The organism is Gymnodinialimonas ceratoperidinii, from assembly GCF_019297855.1.
GTDB lineage: Bacteria > Pseudomonadota > Alphaproteobacteria > Rhodobacterales > Rhodobacteraceae > Gymnodinialimonas > Gymnodinialimonas ceratoperidinii.
Genome location: NZ_CP079194.1, coordinates 2,781,705 through 2,803,949 on the forward strand (window position 1 = coordinate 2,781,705; position 22,245 = coordinate 2,803,949).

A 22,245-nucleotide genomic window follows, 5' to 3' on the forward strand; every position below is an offset into this window, starting at 1 on the left:
GTGCAGGTGCCCCAACAGACGACTGCGTGAAAATGTGAAAATCGATATGGATCAAAGACTTAACCCCTATGCTCAAGCGTGCACATCGCGCAAGACCACTTCGTAACCCGCCTCCTCCGGCTCCAGATCCACCAGCACCTGCGGGAAGCCGTCGGCTCTCACTTCCAGCCCCGTCGCGGCCTCCAGAAGCTCGATCATCCGGTCACTCTGCGCCGCCTCCCCCAGCACCCGCTGCCCCTCGGTCAGCATCTCGATCACCTTCGGCGAAAGCTCCAGCGGCACCCCGTTGCGCTCCGCGATTGCCTGAAAAAGGCCCACGTCCTTCTGGATCAGATCCAGCGTGAAATTCACGTCCCGAGAGCCGCTCAGGATCAGCTGGCTCTCGGTCTCGTGCACGAAGGAATTGCCTGAGGAAACCGCGATCGCCTCGTAGGCCACGCCCAGATCCACCCCCGCCGCCTTCATCACGGTCAGGCTCTCGCAGAGCGCCAGAAGATGGGTCGTGGCGAGGTAGTTCGTCATCACCTTCAACGTCGACGCGGCTCCCAACGGCCCGGTGTGCAGCACTCGCCGCCCCATCTTGGTCAGCAGCGGAAAGACGGCATCGAAAACGTCCCGCGCGCCGCTCATGTAGATCGAGATATTGCCCGTATCCGCCCGGTGGCACCCGCCCGAAACCGGGCATTCCGCGACGCGGCCGCCCGCCGCCTCGATCAGCGGCGCAAGGCGCAGGATCTCGGCGGCGTCGGTGGTGGACATCTCCATCCAGATCTTTCCGTCCCGCACCTCCGGCAGCATCTCCTCGACCACGGCCGCCGAGGCCGCCGGCGACGGCAGGCAGGTGATCACCACATCGCAATCCCGCATCAGCGCCGCCGCACTGCCCCCCGCCCGCGCGCCCCGCGCCACGAAAGCATCGACGGCGACGGCGTCGAGATCATGGACCGCCAGCGAAACCCCGTTGCGCAACAACGACCCCGCCAGCTTCCCGCCGACCGACCCCAACCCGATAAATCCTACGTCCATCCACCATTCTCCCTGCTCTCATCCCCGGATCATCGGAGCGCCAAAACGACACCGCGCGTCTGTTCCCGACACGGCAAGCGCACCGCCGACACGGGCAACCTGAAAGGCAAACACAGGCTTCCGAGAGCGCCGCCGCGCCACGCGGTCCATGCGCGGATGGACCGACAAAGCCCTCCCGGCCCACACGAAAAACCTTGCAAAATAACGCATACTGCCGCGAACATCGTAAACGTGAGCGCGCCCTGACACGAAAAAACAAGGAACCGCGGGGCCCATCACATGATCGAGCGGCGGTGGAATCCACGCTTTTTTACGCGCCGACAGGACCACCGGATTGCGCTCAGAACGCTTTCTGGAACTCGAAGGGACAACCCAAATGAGACCACCCGTCACGGAACTAGACATCCCCACAGCCGATGAAGGCTTCTACAAGGGATTCACAAAAATCGTCGCGATCTCCGGCAAGTTTCTTGTCGCCGTTCTGATCATCTGGGCCCTGTTGCCCGCGGCCTCGCTGACCTTCGGGCCGGCGGCCGAGGGCCCGGCCTCGGTCTTCGTGGACGCGGACGGCAACTACTCCGCCGCCGCGAGCGTCGTGCTCGGGGCCGTCAACTCGGTCATCCTTGCTTCGTTCAACTATTGGTACGTCTACGTCATGGCGTTCTTCGTCATCCTCTGCCTCGTGCTGGCGCTCTGGCCCGCATCGGGGCAGCTCAAACTGGGGCTGGAGGACGACGAGCCGGAGTTCACCAACTTCTCGTGGTTCTCGATGATGTTCGGTGCCGGTATCGGCATCGGGATGCTGACCTTCGCCACGGCCGAGCCGATGTATCACTGGGCCAGCAACCCCGCGACGATCCAAGGCATCAACGAGGGCTCCACCGCCGGAAACGTGCGCGAGGCCTATGTCTGGTCCTTCACCCACTGGGGTCTGGCGGCCTGGTCGTCCTACGCGATCGTGGGTCTGGCGCTGGCCTATTTCTCCTACCGTCGCAGCTTGCCGCTGACGATCCGCTCGGCCCTTGTGCCGCTGTTCGGGCGCAGCGCGATGGAGGGCTTTTTCGGCCATGTCGTCGACATCGTGGCCGTGGTCGCGACGGTCCTGGGCGTCTCCCAGACGCTTGGCTTCGGGGTCGAGCAATTCATCTCGGGCCTCACGCGGATCGGTTTCGGAGACTGGCTGCAACAGACCGGCGCAGACGGGACGGTGCGGGCCTCGGCGGCAGGCATCGTGGTCGCACTGATCGTGATCATGGGCGCCTCGACGCTCTCGGCGCTCTCGGGCGTGGGCAAGGGCATCAAGTGGCTGTCGAACATCAACATGGGCCTGAGCTTCTTCATCCTCGCGTTCTTCCTGATCTTCGGCTCCACCTTCTTCGGGTTGCAGGCGCTCTTCGTCGGCATCTTCGATTACCTCGTCTCCATCCCCGGCAATATCCTGACCGTCTGGGCCTCTGACGGCGTGGAAGGATCAGAGGCGTCGCAACTGGCCGGCTGGCAGGGCGGCTGGACGATCTTCTACTGGGCCTGGTGGATCGCCTTCGCGCCCTTCGTGGGCGTGTTCCTCGCGCGCATCTCCAAGGGCCGGACGGTGCGCGAATACGTGCTTGGCGCGATGATCGTGCCCGCCACCATGTGCTTCGTCTGGTTCGCCATCGTCGGCGGCACGGCCATCGATCTGGAACTGAACGGAGACGCAGCGGGCGCCATCGTGAACACCGGCCAGTCCGACCAATTGTTCGCCATGCTGGCCGTGATGCTGAGCGACAGCCTCGCGTGGATCATGTCGGTGATCGTGGTGATCTTGCTGCTGACCTACCTCGTGACTTCGGCGGACTCGGCGGTCTTGATCATCAACACGATCAATGCCGCCGGCGACGAGGGCCCCAAGGCCCGCCCTCACATCGTCTTCTGGGGTGCCGCGCTGGCGCTGGTCGTGGGGGGACTGATCGTCGCCGGCGGCCTCGGCGCGATCCAGACCGCCATGGTGATCGGCGCCTTGCCGTTCAGCCTTGTGATGGTGCTGATGGGCTTCTCGCTGCTGAAAGCGGTGGTCAATGACGGCCGCCGGTCACGCCGCGGGCTGGCCTCGACCCATGATGAGATCGCCGCCGAGTGATCTGTGCTGAAGCGTAGTTGGAAACCGGCGCGGCCCCGCTCGCGCCGGTTTTTTCATGGCGGCAAGGCCGGTTACCCGTAGGTTCCCGTGAGCGGCGCGGGCGCCGTCGCCCGTTTACAAGCGATGCGTGCTTGGTCAGGATCACGTCACGACATGTCTCAGGACGGACAGCCATGAGCCGACTTCGAACATTCTCACGTCGGGCGCTTCTGATGGGGGGCGGCGCGGCCATCGGCTTCGGGCTCGGCTATTCCTGGGCACCCGGCCTGTCGCAACGGCGCGGTGTCCCGGCCCTCGGGGCGAGCCTCGACGCACCGCTGATCCTGAACGACGCCTCCGAGCTCTCCGCCACGCCGATCCACATCCACAGCCGGCCCGCCGCCCATGGGGACGCGCTTGTGGCAGCCTTCCGGGCCGAGCTGACAGCCGCCAGGGCCGAGGAACGCCCGGTTTGCGTCAGCGCCGCGCGTCACTCCATGGGCGGGCAATCGCTGCCTCGCAACGGCCACGCGATCACCGTCGATGATGCCACGATCGAGGTCGATACCGCGCGCCGGACCTACCGCGTCAACGGCGGCGCCCGCTGGCGCGACGTGATCGCGGCGCTGGACCCTCTCGGGTTTTCACCGGCCGTGATGCAATCCAACCACGATTTCGGCGTCGCGGCGACCTTCTCGGTCAACGCCCACGGATGGCCCGTGCCCTATGGCCCGATGGGCGCCACCGTCCGCGAGATCCGCATGGTCCTGCCCGACGGCGCGCTGGTCACCGCCTCGCGGAACCAGAATGCCGAGCTCTTCAACCTCGCGGTCGGAGGCTATGGGCTGGCTGGCCTGATCGTGGACCTCGAAGTCGAGATGGTACCGAACCAGCGCCTGACGCCGGCCTTCATCACCCTGCCCGCCGCGGAATTCCCCACAGCCTTCCGCCACGCGGTGGAGGACCCGACGATCCCGATGGCCTACGGACGCCTCAACGTCTCCCGCGACAGCTTCTTCGAAGAGGCGCTCCTCGTCACCTACGCGCCGACGCCCGATCAATCCGACCTCCCGCCCGCCGCGGAATCCGGCTGGATGTCCTACGCCGCCTCCTACCTCTACCGGGGCCAGGTGGGCCGCGAGAGCATGAAGGACTGGCGCTGGTGGATGGAGGCCTCCCTCGCCCCCCGCGTCGCCGGCCCCGCCACGCGCAACACGCTGATGAACGAACCCGTGGTCACCCTCGACGACCGCGACCCGGCCCGCGTCGATATCCTGCACGAGTATTTCATCCCCTTCGATGCCTTCGACAGCTTCCTCACCGCCTGCCGCGAGGTGATCCCCGACGCCTTCGTGGAATTCCTCAACGTGACCCTGCGCTTCGTCGACAGCGATAACGACAGCCTCCTGCCGCATTCGCCCACCCCAAGGATCGCAGCCGTGATGTCCTTCACCCAGGAACTGACCGCCCGCGCCGAGGCCGACCATGCCCGCATGACCCGCGCCCTGATCGACCGCGTCATCGCGCTTGGCGGAACCTATTACCTGCCCTACCGCCCCCATGCGACGCTGGCGCAATTCACCGCCGCCTATCCCCGCGCGGCAGAGTTCGCCGAGGCCAAACGCGCCCTCGACCCGACACTCACCCTGCGCAATAATCTCTGGGACAGCTACCTTGCCGATCTCTGACGCGCCTCCTTCCCCGTTCGACAAATATCCCCGGGGAGCGCGAGGGGGCGGACCCCCTCGCTCCCGCCACCGCCACCGCAACCCTCCGCTGAAAGGGACAGCCCCATGAGCCTGATCCGCCGCCTCTGCCTGGTCTACGCCGTGATCCTTCTGGGCGCCGCCGCGATCAACTACATCCCCGGCCTGACCGACGAGGCGGGCCTGGCCTTCGGCATCTTTGCCCTCGACCCCTTCGACGATGCGCTGCACCTGGTCTCGGCCATCTGGGCCTTCCTCTCGGGCCTGATCTCCAACCGTTCCGCCCGCACCTTCCTGATCCTCTTCGGCGCCGCCTACCTCGGCGATGGCATCTTGGGCATCTTCACCGGATGGGGCTACCTCGATTTCGGCATCTTCACCAATGAAGCCCTCGGGATGGACTGGTCCTATCAACGCATCATGGCCAACCTTCCCCATATTGCGCTCGGCTTCATCGCCCTTGCCGCAGGCGTCGCGGCGCGCCGCGCATGAGGGCGGTGACCCGCATCCTCAAGGGCATCGCGATCGGCCTCCTCGCGCTTGCCCTCGTGCTCGTGGCGCCCGTGATCTACGTCGAGACCCTGTGCCGAGGTGACGCCACACCTGCCCCGGCCACGCCGCTGGTCTCCGAGACCCGGCCCGAGATCCGCACGCTCCTCACCTATCCCGAATGGCACATCGTCCACGCCTACGACGATTACGCCGAGGTCATCGGCACCGACGACCCGCACGACTTCAACTACACCCGCGCCGTTCTCGGCTATTGGGACGCGCTCTGCACGCTCACCACCGAGGCCGCCGCATTGGGAGAGATCGACACCCAGACCCGCCAACTGGTCCACGTCATCGGCGTCTCCTTTACCTTCGAGATGATGATGAAAGCCGCCTACGAGGAGACCCTCGGCCGCCTCACCACCCTGATCCGCGGGCCCGCCCGCGCGCCGCTCGATGCGCTCGCGGCCGAACAGGCCGCCACCTACGCCGCCTTCCTGCAACAGGTCCCCTGGTATCGCTACGATTTCCGCGCCGACGCCCAGGCCCTGCGAGATCAGGCCACCGGCATCTTCCGCGACCGCGAGCGCGCCGTCGCCCTCGGCCTCGAACACGCGGCCCGCGCCCGCTACGCGGCGCTCATCGCCGATGCTGTCGCGGCCACCGGCCACGATGACCTGACCCTGAACATGGTGGTGCGCGGCCTCCCGCCCGAAACACTCGCGCAGGCCGAGGGTGTCCGCATCATCGCTGAAACCGCCGCCGGCACGGAAATCGAAACACCCCGCTACCGCGCGCTCACGCGGCTCATGGCCGACTGGGCCGATCAAGGCGCCCAATTCGTGGATATCGCCGGCAACGACGAGATCATGTTCACCGCCCTCTCGGACGACCCCGAGCATCCGGATGCGCTGGCGAGCCTGCCGCGGCAGGGCTACGACGACACCCGCCATCTCTTCCTCGTCCCGGTGCCTGAACTCGCCAGAGCCCTGCGCGGGCTGCCGGAACGCGGCCTGCGGCTGGAGCACATCCATGACTATTAAGCGCCTGCTCATCGCCCTGCCGCTCCTTCTCATAGGCTGGATCGCCACGCTGGCGATTGTCATGGCCCTCGGCGGCACCGCCCCCGCCGCCTTCGTCCCTTTTCCACCCCGAGACCTGGCCGAAAACCTGCCCCGCGATATCACCATCACCGGACGCTCGGCCCTCTCCCTCACCCTGCGCTCGGAGGCCGAAAACCTCCCCGCCCGGCTCTACCACTCAGGCGCCTGGCTGGTCCTGCCCGCCGGGCTCGAGGCCTGCATCCCCAATTTCCTGCGCGAGACCTCACCCGAGGCCCCATGATACGCCCCCTAGATCACGTGCCGAGGCCACCAGCCAAGCGTCCCGCTCCCCCTTCATCTTGGCCAGAACAACTCCGGGGGGAGCGCGCTCGCCAGAGCGCGCGGGGGGCTGGCCCCCCTTGCCCGACCTCACACCGCCCGCGACATAAAAAAAGGGCGCGCCAGTTGCCCGGCGCGCCCCAAATGTTCTGTCGCTGCGATCAGCGGTGCAAGTCGAAGCGGTCGTTCTCCATCACCTTGACCCAGGCGGCGATGAAGTCCTCCACCATCTTGGTCTCGGCATCCGAGCTCGCATAGACCTCGGCCACGGCGCGCAGCTGGCTGTTGGAGCCGAAGACCAGATCCGTCACCGTCGCGGTCCACTTGTGCTCGCCGCTGGCACGGTCACGTCCCTCGAGCAGGCCGTCCTCGTTGGGGGCCCAGACGTTGTCCATGCTCAGCACGTTCTTGAAGAACGCGTTGTTCAGGGACCCAGGGGTTTCGGTCAGGACGCCGGTGGTGCTGTCACCGTGGGTGGCCCCGATGGCGCGCAGGCCACCGACCAGAACCGTCATCTGCGGCGCGGTGAGCCCGAGGAGACCGGCCTTGTCGACCAGCATTTCCGCAGGCTCGCGCAGGGCCGCGTCCGAGTGGTAGTTGCGGAACCCGTCGGAGACCGGCTCGAGGTAGCCGTAGCTTTCCACGTCGGTCTGCTCCTGCGTCGCGTCACCGCGACCCGGCGTGAAGGGCACCTCGACCTTGTGGCCTGCGGCCTGGGCCGCGACCTCGATCCCGACGCCACCAGCCAGCACGATCACATCGGCGACCGAGACCTGCGCCCCGCCCTTGCCGTTGAAATCGTCGGCGATGCCTTCGAGCACCGGCAGGACCTTGTCCAGCTCGGCGGGGTTGTTCACCGCCCAGGACCGCGCCGGCTGCAGGCGGATGCGCGCGCCGTTGGCCCCGCCCCGCTTGTCGCTGTCCCGGTAGCTGGCGGCAGAGCCCCAAGCCACGCGAACCATCTCCTGCGGTGTCAGGTCGGTTGCGAGGATCGCCATCTTCAGGTCCGCCACATCGGCATCGCCGAGGCGCGGGCCCTTGGGCGCCGGCACCGGATCCTGCCACAGCAGCTCTTCCTGCGGCACCTCATCGCCGAGGTAACGCTCGACCGGGCCCATGTCGCGGTGGGTCAGCTTGAACCAGGCGCGCGCGAAGGCATCGGCGAACTTGTCGGGGTTGGCGTGGAAGTCACGGCTGATCTTCTCGTAGTCCGGGTCCATGCGCAGGGCCATGTCGGCCGTGGTCATCATGATCGGCACGGTGCCATTGCCATCGACCTGCGGCGCGTGGTCGTTCTCGTGATCCACGGCACGCCACTGGTTGGCACCGGCGGGCGAGCGGGTCAGCTCCCACTCGTGGCCGAAGAGCATGTCGAAGTAGGTCATGTCCCACTGGGTCGGCGTGGGCGTCCACGGCCCCTCGACGCCGGAGGTCGTGGTATGCACGCCCTTGCCGCTCTTGTAGCTGTTCTTCCAGCCCAGACCCATGTCGGTCACGTCGGCCGCCTCGGGCTCGGCACCGACTAGCTCGGGGTCGCCCGCACCATGGGCCTTGCCGAAGGTGTGACCCCCGGCAATCAGCGCCACGGTCTCTTCGTCGTTCATGCCCATGCGGCCGAAGGTGTCGCGGATATCGAAGGCGGAGGCCAGCGGGTCGGGGTTCGCGTCGGGGCCTTCGGGGTTCACGTAGATCAGGCCCATCTGAACGGCGGCCAGCGGCTTGGCGAGGTCGCGGTGCTCGGCGTAACGGGTGTTTTCCATGATCGAGGTGGCGAGCCACTCGGTCTCGGGGCCCCAGTAGATGTCCTCCTCGGGTTCCCACACATCTTCACGACCGCCGCCGAAGCCGAAGGTCTTCAGACCCATGTCTTCCAGCGCGACGTTGCCGGCGATGATCATCAGGTCGGCCCAGGACAGGCTGCGGCCGTACTTTTCCTTGATCGGCCAGAGCAGACGGCGGGCCTTGTCGAGGTTGCCGTTGTCGGGCCAGGAGTTCAGCGGCGCGAAGCGCTGCGTGCCCGAGACCCCGCCGCCGCGACCGTCGAAGGTGCGGTAGGTGCCGGCCGAGTGCCACGCCATGCGGATCATCAGCGGGCCGTAGTGGCCGTAGTCGGCAGGCCACCAGTCCTTGCTGTCGGTCAGGCAGGCCGCGACGTCGGCCTTCACGGCCTTCATGTCGAGCTTCTGGAACTCTGCCGCGTAGTCGAAGTCCGCGCCCATCGGGTCGATCTTCTCGGAGTTCGCAGCAAGCGGCTTCAGGTTCAGCTGGTTCGGCCACCAATGCAGGTTGGCCGTGGTTCCCATGGGACGACGGCCTTCGCCGTGCATTACCGGGCAACCGCCCGAAACCGGGTTTCCATCCATCATATTCTCTCTCCACTATTGGCAATCAGGCTTATGCGACCGCCGGGGCGAGTCGCGCTTGCGCGGACACTAACACCCCAAACCGATTAGCTACAGTTGGATATTCTGATAATCCTGATAAGCTGTCCTGATGAACAACCTGACCCTGAAGCAGCTCCGCTATGTCGAGGCGCTGGCCCATCACGGCCACTTCGGCCATGCTGCCGCCGCCTGCAACGTGACGCAACCCGCCTTGTCGATGCAGATCAAGGAGATGGAGGAGTCCTTCGGCCTGCCGCTGTTCGAGAGGTCGCCACGCCACGTCCGCCTGACGGGCTTCGGCGAGACGGTCCTCTCCCGCGCGAAGGAGATCCTGCGGGCCGTCGATGCGCTCGATGACCTCGCCCGCGCCGCGCGCGGCGGGCTGTCGGGGCGCTTGCGGCTCGGCGTCATCCCCACCGTCGCGCCCTACCTGCTGCCGCGCGTGATCGGCACGCTCGGCCTGCACTATCCGCAGATCGATCTCCACATCCGCGAGACGTTGACCCCGCGCCTTCTGGAAGACCTCGGCGCCGGGCGGCTGGATACGGCGATCCTTGCGCTGCCAATCTCGGAGCCCACGCTGACGGAGGTGCCGCTCCACGAGGAGGACTTCGTTCTCGTCCGTCCGCTGGCCGACGCCGACAAGCCTGTTCCCGACGGCGATGCCCTGTCGCAGATGCGCCTGCTTCTGCTGGAAGAAGGTCACTGCTTCCGCGATCAGGCGCTGTCTTTTTGCAATATTCGCAGTAACTTGCCACGTGAGGGGCTGGACGGCTCCAGCCTGTCGACACTGGTGCAGATGGTGGGTGCGGGCATCGGCGTGACCCTGATCCCCGAGATGGCCGTGGAGGTCGAGACGCGCTCGGCGGAAGTCTCCATCGCGCGGTTCAATCAGGCGACACCCAAACGCACCATCGGCATGGCATGGCGCAAGGCGAGCCCGCTGGCCGAGCATCTGGCGGGTCTGGCCGACGTGGTGCGGCAGGCGCTGTCGCCGCAACCCGCCGCCCGGTCGCAGCCCGAGACCTGAGCCAGAGCGCCAAGCGTCAGATGGAAGACCCGAGCGCGCTGCGATGCAGCAGGGGCGAGGCGCGGAAGGCATCGCGCATCTTCTCGACGCTGTAATCCGGCTCATGCTGCTTCAAGGTCTCCACCATCGCCTCGGCCTCATCGACGCGGCCCACCTTCATGTAGAGCATCCCCATCAGGCGCTTGGGCGCGACGAAACCCGGCGCGTCGCGGCCCAAAGCCTCGCCGATCTTGATCGCTTCGGTATAGCGCCCCGCGCAGGCGGCTGACCGCATCGCGACGTAGCGGATCGAGGATTTGGCGTTGCGATGCACCGTGAGTGAATTGGCCCGGCGGGTCAGGCGATAGCCTTCCTCGTAATTGCCAAGGTGCGTTTGGACCATGCCGAGGTACGAAATGCCGTAGGGGTTGGACGGGTTGAGCTTGTGGCTGCGCTGCGCCAGTTCGAGCGCATTCTCGTTGGACAGGAACCACATGGAGTGGATGAAGGCGGCCAGCGACAGGACGATCGAATTGTCCGGATCCTGCTCTTCGGCGAGCCTGATGAACCGCTCCATCTCCTCCCGGATCGCCTCGGCATTGCCGCCGACGGCCTCGCCCAGAAGGAAGGTCCGAAGATAGGCGCGCCAGGCGAGGAAGACGGGCTGCGGGTCGATCTCGAAGGCGCGGGCGATGAGGGCGTCGGCATTCTCGATGGTCGAGGGTGCATAATTCGTGACCGACAAGAGCGCGCGCACCGACAGCGCCGTGGCAATCTTGTGGTTCGGAAGATCGGTGCCGTAGCGGGCGATTTCCTCCATCGATTTCACCACCGCCTCGTTGACGAGGTCGATCATGTCGATGTCATCGGAAACCCGCACGAGGTTGGTGAAAACGCTCCCGTCGCTCGACCGCGACAGGTTCACCGAGACGCCCCGGCTGCCGCCTATGTCCGCGCTCGACACCTGCACCCGGAACGCACGTTCCGCCTCGCGGCGGGAGAGCAGCGGCATGGCGCTCTCGTCCAGCAGCCGCACGCGCCCGGCATCGTCGATGCTCTTGCAGATCAGGTCTTGCAGCACGGTGTCATAGGTCTGTGCCGAGATCATGCCATCGGGGCGGCCACGGATGATGATCGGCCGCGCGACAGGGCTCTTTTCGGGCGGTAGGGGAGGCGCGAGGCGGCGCCCGTAATGGCAGCGACGATCGTCGAGCCACCGTTGAAACGCCGGGTCCTCGATCGTCAGACCGTCGAGAAATTGCGGCAACTCGCCCGCCGCGTCGCCCAATCCGGCCAGATGATCATCATCGCGCACATCGACCCAGACCTTCGCGGCATCGAGGGCGATGACATCCTTGTCGGTCGTCAGGATGTCACGGCTCTCGCCGAGGTCGCGCCGCAGAGCGTGGAGGCATTGCCGCATCGAAAGACCGGATTGCGCCTTGGGGCGTTCGCTCCAAAGGAGGTCCTGCAGCCATGCCCGCGGCCGCGCCAGATCCCGCCCCGTCGCCAGTGCCGCGAGGATCGCGCGCGCGCGTTTCGCCTTCACCGCGACCACCGCGCCCGTCGGGGACTCGAGGCGGAACGCACCAAGGACATGGATCTTGTGCAGACCTGACGACATAGCTGTCCCCTCGCTCCGGAAAGCGCGCCCGTGCGCCGTCTCCAGACCGTTAATAAAGCGTTAATTCTCCATCGTTTCTAACACATAAATTTACCCTTTGTTGACAAATCGCCCGCTGGACGGCGGATCATTCTCAAGGGTTTTTTAACGAGTGAGATGGTATGTCGACGAGCGCACTATCCTCTGTGCAACACGGTCAACATGGGCAGCATGGCCAACACGGTCAGCACGGCCAACATGGCCAGCATGGTCAGCACGGCCAGCACGGCCAGCATGGGCAGCACGGCCAGCACGGGCAGGCTTCGGCCTCCAGCGGCGCGCCGACCTCTGCCTGCGCCGCCCTGACGATGAGCCACGCGGTCAATACCGGGCCGTGGGTCTGGGATCACGATGGCCCGCAGCCCGCCCCTCTCGCTTTCAACGATCCCGCCAACCTGCAAAACTGGTCGGCTGATGTGCGCGGCATGATCATCACGCAGGAGATTGCCTCCAGCCTCGCCGTGCGCGCCACGAGCGGCTCGCCCGATGCCGTGTCGGTCACGCTTCACGACGGGACGGAGATCGCGCGGATCGACCGACCCGGCAGCGAGACCTTCGCCAAGCAGTTGCATTACCTCGATTATTACGCCGACCAACGGGTCGAGCGCACGCCCGAGATCCTGTCGCAGCTGACCGATCTGATCACACCCTTCGGGGCGGTGCTGCCGCTCCATCCCGGCCGTCATCGGTGGACCTACGAGTTCATTGCCATAGCCCTCAGCGCGGTGTCGCTGGTCGAGATGCAGTGCAAGCACCTGCTGGCCTGCCGCCGCCCGAACGAGTTCTCGGCGCAGGTCCACGCGATCATCCAGACGCCGTGCCACGGCAGCCTGCCCTCAGGCCACGGGACCGAGGCCTTCGTCGTCGCCACGATCCTGCGCAACCTCTCACGCGGGGCGCAGCACCAGCCTCATCTGGCCGAGCAGCAATTGCTGCGCCAAGCCGCGCGGATCGCCCAGAACCGCACGGTCGCCGGCGTGCATTTTCCCGTCGACAGCGCGGCGGGGGCGACCCTTGGCGTGTCGCTTGGCGGCTATATCCTCGAGATGGCGGGCAGCGCCGATCAGGCGAACGGATGGCACTGTGCCAGCGACGCCTATGGCGGCGCGGATTTTACCTATGAGAGCGTCGAGGGCATCTTCGGATCGGACCCGCTGAGCGTCATCGACCCGAGCGCCAATGGCACCGTCACCTATGCCACACCGCTGGCTTTCACCCTGCAAACCCACCCCGCGACCCGCGCCCTGACGCAGCTTTACACGCTCGCCCGCGCCGAATGGTCGACAGCCGTCGCGCCGAGGAGATAGCGACATGGTTTGGGGATGGGGAACAGCGACACGGATGGACGGCGGCGGCAAGGCCGCGACCTTGCAGACGCCGGCCAGCGACTGGTGGCTGCGGTCCCTGACCGGCCCCCTGCCCGAGAATGTCCTCACCCCGAAGGACCGCGAGGTCTTCACGGCGCATCCGGATGAGACGGCCCCGGTAGCCCCGCACACGCGCTGCATCGATCCGCGCCCCGACCGGGGCGACGTGCCGCCCCATCCGACGCAGCCGGGCACGGTGATCATGGGGATCATCGACGACGGGCTTGCCTTCGCCCATGCGCGCTTCCTCAAGCCCGGCCCCTCGGGGCGCTACCAGACCCGGATCGCCGCGCTCTGGAATCAGGATGCGACCTGCGGCAACGCCCGCCCGACCCGCGGATACAGCCTGCCGATGGGCCATGACTGGACCGAGGACGAGATCAACGCGGGCCTCTTCTCCTACCCCGACGGTCCCTACCCCGACCCCGTCGCCGCCTATCGCAACGCCGAGATGTCACGCCCCCTGTCCCGTTTGGCGGCGCACGGCACCCATGTGATGGACCTGGCCGCAGGCTACGACTGCCACGACACCACGACGAACGAGTTAGGCGAAGTGCCCGCCGAGCTAGCCCTCAAACGGCCGATCGTGGCGGTGCAGCTGGCCCGCCACGCGACGCGCAACAGCTCGGGCGGCTTCATGGCGCCCTATGTCACCCATGCCGTCGCGTACATCCTCGACCGGACCATCAGGCTGCAACCCGAGCGCGGCGCGCGGGTGCCGCTGGTGCTGAACTTCTCCTACGGCATTTACGCCGGCGCCCTGAACGGTCGCGCGGCGATGGAGGAATGGCTCGACAGCGCGGTGAAGGAGATGTGGGAGACCCATGGCATCCCGGTCTGGGTCGTCCTGCCCGCGGGCAACAGCCATATGATGCGCACCCATGGCGAGAAGGTCGTGGGCGCAACGCGCCCTGACAGCGAGGCTCTGGAAACGCCGCTGGTCCTGCGGCATCAGCCTGACAGCAAGGCACCCACCGTGGTCGAGTTCTGGTGGCCGGAACGCCCCACCAGCCTCGCGGCTCACGGGTTGGAGAGGGACAAGGGAATGAAGGATGGCTTGAATGCGAGCCAGCGCAGGCAGGTGGTTGAGCATCTTGCGACCCTCCCTTCCCCTCTCCGACTGGAAATTCGCCCACCCCATGGCGATTGGATCACGCTGAGCGAGGGAGATATCCCCTATTTTCACGGTGTCCCGCTCGAGAGCGATGCGGGCATCGGCGCGATGGTCTACCACGAGTTGCTGCTGAGCTCCGGTCGCCGCGAGTTGCCGAAGGATAGCCGAGGGTTGGTGGCGCAACAGAAATTGACCCTCGTGCTCGCGCCATCCGTCTTCGAGCAGGGCGAGGACGTGGCGGAGTTCGCTCAACGGGCCACGACCCTGCCGGCGGGCAATTGGGAGGTGCGCCTATGGAACAATGCGCAGGCAGCCGAGCCCGAGACCGTCTCGGTCCGCTGCCAGCGCAACGACACGCCGTCCGGGTTCCGCCCGTTTGGCCGCCAATCCCGGCTGGAAGACCCAGACTACCGCGCCGTGCGTCCTGATGGGCGCGCGGACGAGAGCGACGCGACAGGCGCATGGGTCGTCCGCCGGGGTACGACGAATGCAATCGGGTCCGGGGCGTTGAGCGTGCGGGTCGGATCAGTTCGGGTCGCGAACCTCAACCGCCGCACCGATGGCGCGCGGCCGCTGGCCGCCTCGACGTTCAGCAGTGCGGGCGATCCGGCAAACACGTGGGATGGCGTTGACATCGCAGCCGCCTCCGAGGTGAGCCATGCGCTCGCCGGCGTGCTTGCGGCCGGAACCGGGTCCGGCGCGCGGGTGCGCCTTTCCGGGACATCCGCTGCCGCGCCCCAGGTCGCCCGGTGGATCGCGCTTGAACTCGCGCGTCCCGGCATCCCCCCTTTGCGCGCGTCCCTGCGCGCGGAAGCCGCCAATTCGACGGCAAGTTATTTTGAAGAAAGTCATTGGCCCGAACGTACGGGAGCAAGGATTTTATTCGGACCCGGTGCCCGTTAATTCCAGTTGGGCATCGGAAAGGCGTGCATCTCTTCCCGTGCGCCTTATCCGCCCGGCAGCCATCCCCTTGGCTGCCGGGCAATTTATTTTTAGCCTGTGGATTGGTTTGGTGATTGGGCGTGGACTGTGGGCGTGATCGAGGGTGCGCCGATGGGGGGCTAGCCCCCCAACCCCCCCAGGATATTTCCGGAACGAGGAAGGAGGGGTGGGGTGCGTGAGGGTACTTGCGCGCGTGTGCTCTATACTTCCGGCACGCAAGTCGTTAGGTCCGGCGTCTTGCGGGCGCTCGGACTGCGCACCGCGTTGATGAAAGTGGATGAGACGTGAAACAGGCCCTTCAAAAAGCCCTCGATGCCAAGGGGTACGAGACCCTGACCCCGGTGCAACAGGCGGTCACGGACCCCAAGTTGACAGGCAAGGACATGCTGGTTTCGGCGCAGACCGGCTCGGGCAAGACCTTGGGCTTTGGCTTGGCGATTGCGCCGGGCCTGTTCGGCGAAGCGGAAGAATTTGGCACTGCAGGCGCGCCGCTGGCCCTGGTGATCGCGCCGACGCGTGAATTGGCGATGCAGGTGAAGCGCGAGTTGAGCTGGCTGTTTGGTGAGGCCGGCGCGGTTCTGGCCTCCACCGTGGGCGGCATGGACATGCGCGACGAGCGGCGGGCACTGGCGCGCGGGGCGCATATCGTTGTCGCCACGCCGGGTCGCCTGAAGGACCACATCATGCGCGGCTCGATCGATTTGAGCGGGCTGAAGGCCATCGTGCTGGACGAGGCGGACGAGATGCTGGACCTCGGGTTTCGCGAGGACCTCGAGTTCATCCTCGAGGAATCGCCCTCGGACCGGCAGACGCTGTTGTTCTCGGCCACTGTGCCCGGCGCCATCGCGAAGCTGGCGCAGAATTACCAGCGCGATGCGGTGCGCATTGCGACGGCCACGGGCGAGAAGCAGCATTCGGACATCGAGTACCGGGCGCTCACCGTTTCGGCGCGCGACAGCGAGAACGCGATCATCAACGTGTTGCGCTATTACGAGGCGCCGAACGCCATCGTTTTCTGCAACACGCGCGCGACTGTGAACCGGATGACGACGCGGCTTTCGAACCGCGGCTTCTCGGTCGTGGCCTTGTCGGGCGAGTTGACCCAATCGGAGCGCACCAACGCGTTGCAGGCCATGCGCGATGGGCGCGCGCGGGTCTGCGTGGCGACGGATGTGGCTGCGCGCGGCATCGACCTGCCGAACCTGGAACTGGTGATCCACGCCGAGCTGCCGAGCAATCAGGATACGCTATTGCACCGCTCGGGCCGAACTGGGCGCGCCGGACGCAAGGGGGTCTCGGCGCTGATCGTGCCGCCCGCCGCCCGCAAGAAGGCGCAACGCCTGTTGGGTTGGGCCAAGCTGACGGCCGTTTGGGCCGAGGCGCCCTCGGCCGAGGAAGTGACCGCCAAGGATGACGAGCGGATGATGCAGGCCTCCGATTGGGAGGCCGAGGTCGAGGCGTCCAACCGCGAGGCCGTGGACCGGTTGGTGGAGATGTATTCCGCCGAGCAACTGGCCGCCGCCTTCGTGCGCATGTACCGTGAGCGGCGTTCGGCGCCTGAGGAGCTCTCCGATGCCTCCGCCGCGCCGGAGCCGAAAAAGGCGTTTGGCCCGAGTGTCTGGTTCTCGCTTGCGGGCGGTCAGGCAGTGGGAGCCGAGCCCCGTCGCCTGCTGCCGATGCTGTGCAAGATGGGCAACCTCAGCCGCGAGGACGTGGGCGCGATCCGCATCCACCACGAGGCGTCTTTCATCGAGCTGCGCGAGAGTGCTGTCGACGGTTTCCTCTCTGCCATCGGCCCGAAGATGGAGATGGAGGATGGCGCCGCATTGACCCGTCTGGACGCCGCGCCCGAAGCCGTGCGCGCGGCCCGTCCGCCGCGGGGCGACAAGCCGCAGGATCGCAAACCGCGCACCAACAAGTCCAACGATCGCCGCAGCAACCGCGCCGCGCCGGATGGCGAGGGGGCAGCACCCAAGGCCGAGCACAAGGCGCCAAACGCGGGCACGACGAAACCGGTCGATTGGAACGACGCGCCCGAGCCGCGCCAGAAGAAGCCGAAGAAATCGCCTGCCGGTGGAAGGCCACCGCGTCATGGCGAGAAGGGCAATCCGGACCTGCCCCAGGCCGAGCCCTGGAAGGCGCGCAAGCCGCGGCACAAGGCGTCCGGAGACGGGTTCGAGCGGCCGGCACGCCCAGGCGGCAAAGCCAGCAACCCGAGCGCGAAACTGGGTCCCGCCACGACGGGCAAGCCGAACAGCAAGAAGAACAAGGCGCGCCGCGCGGCAAGCGAGGCCGAGGGCGGCAAGGCAAGCTTCAAGCCACGCAAGCCTCGGGCGCCGAAGGGCAAGAAGTAGCTCTAGCTCTCGTCCGGCTTGGAGGGGGTGTAGCGCGGCAGGTAGTCGGGGGGCATCGGGCCCTTGTTGCGGCCGCCCTGCTGCATCTGCTCCCACCCGTGAGCGAGGATACCGACCGAGCGCGAGAGACAGAACAGCCCGCGCGACAGCGGCGGGGGGAAGCCCAACTCGCAGAAGATCACCGCCGTGGCACCGTCGATGTTCATCGCGATGGGCGCGCCCCGGTCCGCGCCGATGCGGGCTTGCAGAGCCTCCGCGATCTGGGCGTAGCGACCGGTGACAATGCCGTCCTGCGCGGCCTCCCGCACGAGAGCCATCAGGCGCGGCGCGCGGGGGTCGGTGGGTTTGTGGAAACGGTGGCCGAAGCCGGGGATGATCTTGCCGTGCGCCGCGCGCCATGCGGAGAGTTCGGCCTCGATCGCGGCATCCAGGGCGGTGCTGGCATCAAGCCGCCCCGCGATGAGCATGTAGAGCTCGGCGCACTGCTCTCCCGCGCCGCCGTGGATGTCGCCAAGCATGTTGACGCCGGTGGCCATGACGTTGTTCAGCCCCACGCCGCAGGTGGCCGCCATCCGTGCCGCCGCGATGGAGGGGGCCTGCGGGCCGTGATCGACCCCGGCGACGAGCGCGGCCTCCAGCAGTTTGGCCTGTGCCGGGCTCGGCAGGTCACCGCGGGTCATCAGCCAGATCATCTGCGGAAAGCTGACCGTGCCGATCAAATCCTCGATCGGGCGGCCTCGGAAGGCAATCTTTCCCGGTGCCATGTCGATGATCGAGGTCTGCCACCAGTCGCGGATATCGTCAGGTTCGTTCGTCATTGCCAGTCCCACATTGCCCGGCCCGCCCGGGAAGCTTCGGGCGCGAGCATAGGGATTTGGACGCCCACGACCAGCCGCGACCGGCCGAGAGCGTGTCTTTTCAGGCCGCCAGCCGACGCGCGGCGGCGAAGGAGAGCAGCTTGCGGCTGTCTTCATCCCAGAGGTGCAGGCGCGCGCATTTGAAGCTTTCCCACAGGGTGATCCGCTGCGATTGCGCCAACACATCATGATCGCGCATGACCTCGGGCAGGCGGTAGAAAGGGATGCGGCTGGCCAGATGGTGGACGTGGTGCACGCCGATGTTGCCCGTCAGCCAGCGCAGGGGCCGTGGCAGATCGTAGTGGGAGCTGCCGTGCAGCGCCGCGTCCTGAACGGTCCAATCGCCGTCACGATCCCAGACCGTATCCTCGAACTGGTGCTGGATGTAGAATAACCACATGCCGATGACCGCCGCGAGGAAGACCGTGGGCAGGAAGATGAACAGCACGACGTTCAGCCCGCCGAGCCAGAGCAGGCCACCCACGATGGCGGCAACCGCCAGATTGGTGCCCTGCGCGCTGATCCAGTAGCGGCGGCCGCCGCGCATCACGCCGATCGGCAGACGGTTTTGCAGGAAGAAGGTGTAGAACGGCACGACGCCGAAGAGGAACAACGGATTGCGCACAAGGCGGTAGCCCATGCGGCCGATCCAGCTTTTTGCGCGGTATTCCCGCACCGTCAGCGTCGGCAGGTCGCCCGTGCCGCGATGATCGAGATTGCCGGTCGTGGCATGGTGCATCGCATGGTTGCGGCGCCAGACGTCGTAAGGCGTAAGGGTCAGCACGCCGATACAGCGCCCGACCCAATCGCCGACCTTGCGGTTCTTGAAGAACGCGCCGTGGCCGCAATCGTGCTGGATCATGAAAAGACGCACGAGGAATGTCGAATTGGCCACTGCGAGCGCCAGCGCCAACCACGGGCTGATCGACAAGGAGAGCCAGGCCAGGGCCCAGATCACGATGAATGGTGCGAGGGTTATGGCGACCTCGAACACGCTCTGCGTGTGGTTCGGTTCGCGGTATTTTGCAAGAATGCGTGTCCACTCAGTGGGTTGCAATAGAGTCTCCTTCACGATCGGGACGTCCATTGCCCGTGCGCGTTAGTGGCAGGTTCCGCACCCTCTGAATAGCCCCCGCCAGTTCATTTACAGGTGAACGGGCGCAATCCTGCGCGGGTGGCGAACCTTTGCCGAAGCCCGCGCGGCCGAGAATTGCAGAGGGAGGTAAAGAAAGGGTCAACCGGTGTTGGGAAAGCGCGCGGCTCTACCGGCACCTGGTGGTCGCGGCGCCCGGATCCGCGAGGGCCCGGACGCCCGTCGCGCTTATTGTACCAGATAGTCGTTCGTCACCCAGGTCGAGACCTCGGGCATCTCGGGCAGCACTTGCCCGTCGGGGCCGCGCAGGATGCCGGCCTCGAAGAGGAATTCGGCGATCTCTGCGGTCATCTCGGTGTCGATCAAGCCCACCGGCTCTCCCGCGTCGCGCAGGAAACCGCCCTCGACCAGCGCCGCCATGGAGCCATGCACAAGATCGGGGTTGGAGAGCATGCCGTCGGTCTCGGCGATCAGGATCTCGGCGGCTTCCGTGGGGTTCTCGGCCGCGAAACCGTAGCCGCGCTGCACCGCCTGCACGAAGGCGCGCGCGGTGTCGGGGTTGGCGTCGAGCCAGGCGGTGTTGGCGCCGAGCAATGTCGTGTGCTGGTCCGGCACGCCGTAATCGGCATAGGTGAAGGCGCGCTGCGGGCGGCCGAGGATCTCGGAGTTCACCCCCTCCCAGGTGCTCACCTCGAGGGTGAAATCGACGCGCCCGTTGGCCAGCGCCTCGTAGGCGGAGGTGCCGAGGGTCACGGTGTCGAAGGTGCCTTCGCCGCCGTCATGGCGGATGATGGAGGAGATCAGCGCCTCCTCCCAGGCCGAGCCGAAGCCCGCGTAGATCATCCCGTCGAGATCGGCGGGGCGCTGGATGTCTTCGCGTTCGCCGTTGAAGACGAGCCGCCCGGTCTCGTGCTGGACCACCGCCATGACGGCAGTCATCTCCGCCCCCGCCGCGCGCTGGCTGTGAAAGCCCACCGCGCCGACGATGCCGAATTCCGCGAGGCCCGAGGCCACCAGCGTGCCCGAGGAGGTGTCGGTGTAAGGCAGGATGTCGACGTCGAGCCCGGCCTCCTCGAACCAGCCCATCGACTGCGCAACGTAGAGCCCGACATGGTTGGTGTTGGGCGTCCAGTCGAGCGCGACGGTGACGGCCTCCTGCGCCGCGACGGGGCTGGCGAGCGCGCCGATCAGGGCGGCGGTGACGAGGTGTTTCATGGGGTCTCTCCGGTCTGGTTCAGAAGGGTTTCGAGAAGCTGCGCCTCCAGCGCGTGGGCCTCGGGCGGGATCGGTCGGCCCATGCGCGGGCGCGGCGTGGGGATAGCGACCTCGGTCAGCACGCGCGCGGGCCGGGCCGAAAGCACGTAGACGCGATCCGAGAGCGCGACGGCCTCGCGCACGTCGTGGGTGACGAGAAGCGTGGTCCAGCGGGCGCTTTGCCAGCGGTCCTCGAACCAGCGCTGCATCCGGGTGCGGGTCAGCGCGTCGAGGGCGCCAAAGGGCTCGTCGAGAAGCTGCACCGCGCGGCCCTGCACCACCGTGCGCAGAAGCGCCGCGCGCTGGCGCATGCCGCCCGAGATCTGCGCGGGGTAATGGCGGGCGAAGTCTTGCAAGCCGAAATCGGCCAGCATCGGCCAGGCCCGCGCCCGCGCCTCGCGCCGGGACACGCCCTGGATTTCCAGCCCGAGGGTCACGTTGTCGATGATCCGCCGCCAGGGCATCAGCGCGTCGCGCTGCGGCATGAAGGCGAAGCCGCGGTCCATCTCCTCGATCGGGCGGCCCTTGCAGGTGATCGTCCCGCTGTCGTGGCACAGCGCCCCGGTCAGCAGCCGGAAGATGGTGGACTTGCCCGCCCCCGACGGCCCGAGGATGGAGACGAACTCCCCCTCCGCGACGTGGAGCGAGATATCCTCCAGCACCCGCGTCTGCCCGAGGGTGACGCCCACGTTTCGCATCTCCAGCACGCTCATCGCGCGCCCCCTTCCCCGGCCCTTCGCCAGCGCAGGGCAAGATGCTGGATCGCGGCGGTCAGCAGGAACAGCGCGAGGGTCAGGGTCGAGCTGATCACCACGGCCGCCAGCATCAGGTCGGGGCGATAGGAGTTCTTGGCGTTGAGGATCACGATCCCCAGTCCCGCCCGCGCGCCCACGTATTCCGCGAAGATCGCCGCGACGACGGCGTAGGTGATGGAGATCCGCAGCCCGGCGAAGAAATAGGGCAGCGCCGAGGGCAGCCGCGCCACGCGAAAGATCGTTCCCCGTCCCGCGCCCATGGAGCGCAGGAGGTCCTCGATCTCGCGGTCCGTCGCCGCATAGCCATCGACCCAAGCCACCAGCATCGGGAAGAACGTCACCAGCGCCACCAGCAGCACCTTGGGCGTCAGGTCGAAGCCGAACCACAAGACGACGAGTGGCGCGATGGCGACCAGCGGCAGGGTCTGGCTGACCACGAAGATCGGAAACAGCGCCCGCCGCACGCGGGGCAGGAAGTCCACCACGACTGACATCACGAAGGCCACGCTCAGCGAGAGCGAGAAGCCCGCTAGGGTGGCAATGATCGTGGGCCATGTGTTGGCCCAGAGCATCGCGCGGTTCTGCCACATCTGTTCCAACACCCGCGAGGGCGCGGGCAGCATCAGCGGCGAGATGCCCGAGAGGCGGACGTAGAGCTCCCACAGGGCGAAGGCGGCGAGCACGCTTGCCACGGCAGGCAAGGCGCGTGCGACCCCTCCGCCTGTGCGGCGGGGGATGGATCCGGCCAT

17 protein-coding genes are annotated in these 22,245 nt (G+C 66.8%); 9 read left to right on the forward strand and 8 right to left on the reverse strand.

All coding sequences use genetic code 11. From position 1 onward, the window contains the following. Nucleotides 1-72: 72 nt before the first annotated feature. The gene (locus KYE46_RS13440) at nt 73-1,026 is read right to left on the reverse strand and encodes an NAD(P)-dependent oxidoreductase (RefSeq protein WP_219001137.1); all 954 of its coding nucleotides are present in this window, start codon (nt 1,024-1,026) and stop codon (nt 73-75) included. A gap of 376 nt (nt 1,027-1,402) precedes the next feature. On the opposite strand from KYE46_RS13440, the gene KYE46_RS13445 reads away from it, so the two are divergent. The 5 genes from KYE46_RS13445 (at nt 1,403) to KYE46_RS13465 (ending at nt 6,666) form a co-directional block, all read left to right on the forward strand. Further along, a complete protein-coding gene (locus KYE46_RS13445; protein ID WP_219001139.1) occupies nt 1,403-3,145 on the forward strand; it encodes a BCCT family transporter in 1,743 nt (580 codons plus the stop codon). 173 nt (nt 3,146-3,318) lie between these two features. Next, nucleotides 3,319-4,812, forward strand: a complete 1,494-nt coding sequence (locus tag KYE46_RS13450) for an FAD-binding oxidoreductase (RefSeq protein WP_219001141.1) — start codon at nt 3,319-3,321, stop codon at nt 4,810-4,812. A gap of 105 nt (nt 4,813-4,917) precedes the next feature. Further along, nucleotides 4,918-5,322 (forward strand): hypothetical protein, encoded by a 405-nt coding sequence (locus tag KYE46_RS13455; RefSeq protein WP_219001143.1) that lies wholly within the window; start codon nt 4,918-4,920, stop codon nt 5,320-5,322. After that, a complete protein-coding gene (locus tag KYE46_RS13460) occupies nt 5,319-6,365 on the forward strand; it encodes a hypothetical protein (protein ID WP_219001145.1) in 1,047 nt (348 codons plus the stop codon). The genes KYE46_RS13455 and KYE46_RS13460 overlap by 4 nt, the downstream gene beginning before the upstream one ends. Further along, nucleotides 6,355-6,666, forward strand: a complete 312-nt coding sequence (locus tag KYE46_RS13465) for a hypothetical protein (protein ID WP_219001147.1) — start codon at nt 6,355-6,357, stop codon at nt 6,664-6,666. The genes KYE46_RS13460 and KYE46_RS13465 overlap by 11 nt, the downstream gene beginning before the upstream one ends. Before the next feature lie 199 nt (nt 6,667-6,865). On the opposite strand, the gene katG is transcribed toward KYE46_RS13465, so the two are convergent. After that, entirely contained in the window at nt 6,866-9,067 is a 2,202-nt protein-coding gene (katG, locus tag KYE46_RS13470) for a catalase/peroxidase HPI (protein ID WP_219005112.1), read from the reverse strand. 130 nt (nt 9,068-9,197) lie between these two features. On the opposite strand from katG, the gene KYE46_RS13475 reads away from it, so the two are divergent. Next, complete coding sequence (locus KYE46_RS13475; RefSeq protein ID WP_219001148.1) at nt 9,198-10,118, forward strand: hydrogen peroxide-inducible genes activator; 921 nt, start codon at nt 9,198-9,200, stop codon at nt 10,116-10,118. A gap of 16 nt (nt 10,119-10,134) precedes the next feature. Here the strand turns inward: KYE46_RS13475 and KYE46_RS13480 are convergent, their stop codons facing one another. Further along, a complete protein-coding gene (locus tag KYE46_RS13480) occupies nt 10,135-11,721 on the reverse strand; it encodes a tetratricopeptide repeat protein (RefSeq protein WP_219001150.1) in 1,587 nt (528 codons plus the stop codon). A gap of 161 nt (nt 11,722-11,882) precedes the next feature. On the opposite strand from KYE46_RS13480, the gene KYE46_RS13485 reads away from it, so the two are divergent. From KYE46_RS13485 to KYE46_RS13495, 3 genes are all read left to right on the forward strand, one after another. Continuing rightward, nucleotides 11,883-13,067 (forward strand): phosphatase PAP2 family protein, encoded by a 1,185-nt coding sequence (locus tag KYE46_RS13485; RefSeq protein WP_219001153.1) that lies wholly within the window; start codon nt 11,883-11,885, stop codon nt 13,065-13,067. 4 nt (nt 13,068-13,071) lie between these two features. Beyond that, a complete protein-coding gene (locus KYE46_RS13490; protein ID WP_219001156.1) occupies nt 13,072-15,144 on the forward strand; it encodes a S8/S53 family peptidase in 2,073 nt (690 codons plus the stop codon). Between the two features lie 323 nt (nt 15,145-15,467). Beyond that, on the forward strand, nt 15,468-17,537 hold the full coding sequence (locus tag KYE46_RS13495; protein ID WP_219001158.1) for a DEAD/DEAH box helicase: 2,070 nt from the start codon (nt 15,468-15,470) through the stop codon (nt 17,535-17,537). Between the two features lie 2 nt (nt 17,538-17,539). On the opposite strand, the gene KYE46_RS13500 is transcribed toward KYE46_RS13495, so the two are convergent. From KYE46_RS13500 to KYE46_RS13520, 5 genes are all read right to left on the reverse strand, one after another. Then, the gene (locus tag KYE46_RS13500; RefSeq protein WP_219001160.1) at nt 17,540-18,355 is read right to left on the reverse strand and encodes a citryl-CoA lyase; all 816 of its coding nucleotides are present in this window, start codon (nt 18,353-18,355) and stop codon (nt 17,540-17,542) included. Nucleotides 18,356-18,455: 100 nt separating this feature from the next. After that, the gene (locus KYE46_RS13505) at nt 18,456-19,481 is read right to left on the reverse strand and encodes a fatty acid desaturase (RefSeq protein ID WP_219001162.1); all 1,026 of its coding nucleotides are present in this window, start codon (nt 19,479-19,481) and stop codon (nt 18,456-18,458) included. Between the two features lie 234 nt (nt 19,482-19,715). Beyond that, nucleotides 19,716-20,702, reverse strand: coding sequence for an ABC transporter substrate-binding protein (locus tag KYE46_RS13510; RefSeq protein WP_219001164.1), 987 nt, complete (start codon nt 20,700-20,702; stop codon nt 19,716-19,718). Further along, on the reverse strand, nt 20,699-21,454 hold the full coding sequence (locus tag KYE46_RS13515) for an ABC transporter ATP-binding protein (RefSeq protein ID WP_219001166.1): 756 nt from the start codon (nt 21,452-21,454) through the stop codon (nt 20,699-20,701). The genes KYE46_RS13510 and KYE46_RS13515 overlap by 4 nt, the downstream gene beginning before the upstream one ends. Next, nucleotides 21,451-22,245, reverse strand: a complete 795-nt coding sequence (locus tag KYE46_RS13520; RefSeq protein WP_219001168.1) for an ABC transporter permease — start codon at nt 22,243-22,245, stop codon at nt 21,451-21,453. The genes KYE46_RS13515 and KYE46_RS13520 overlap by 4 nt, the downstream gene beginning before the upstream one ends.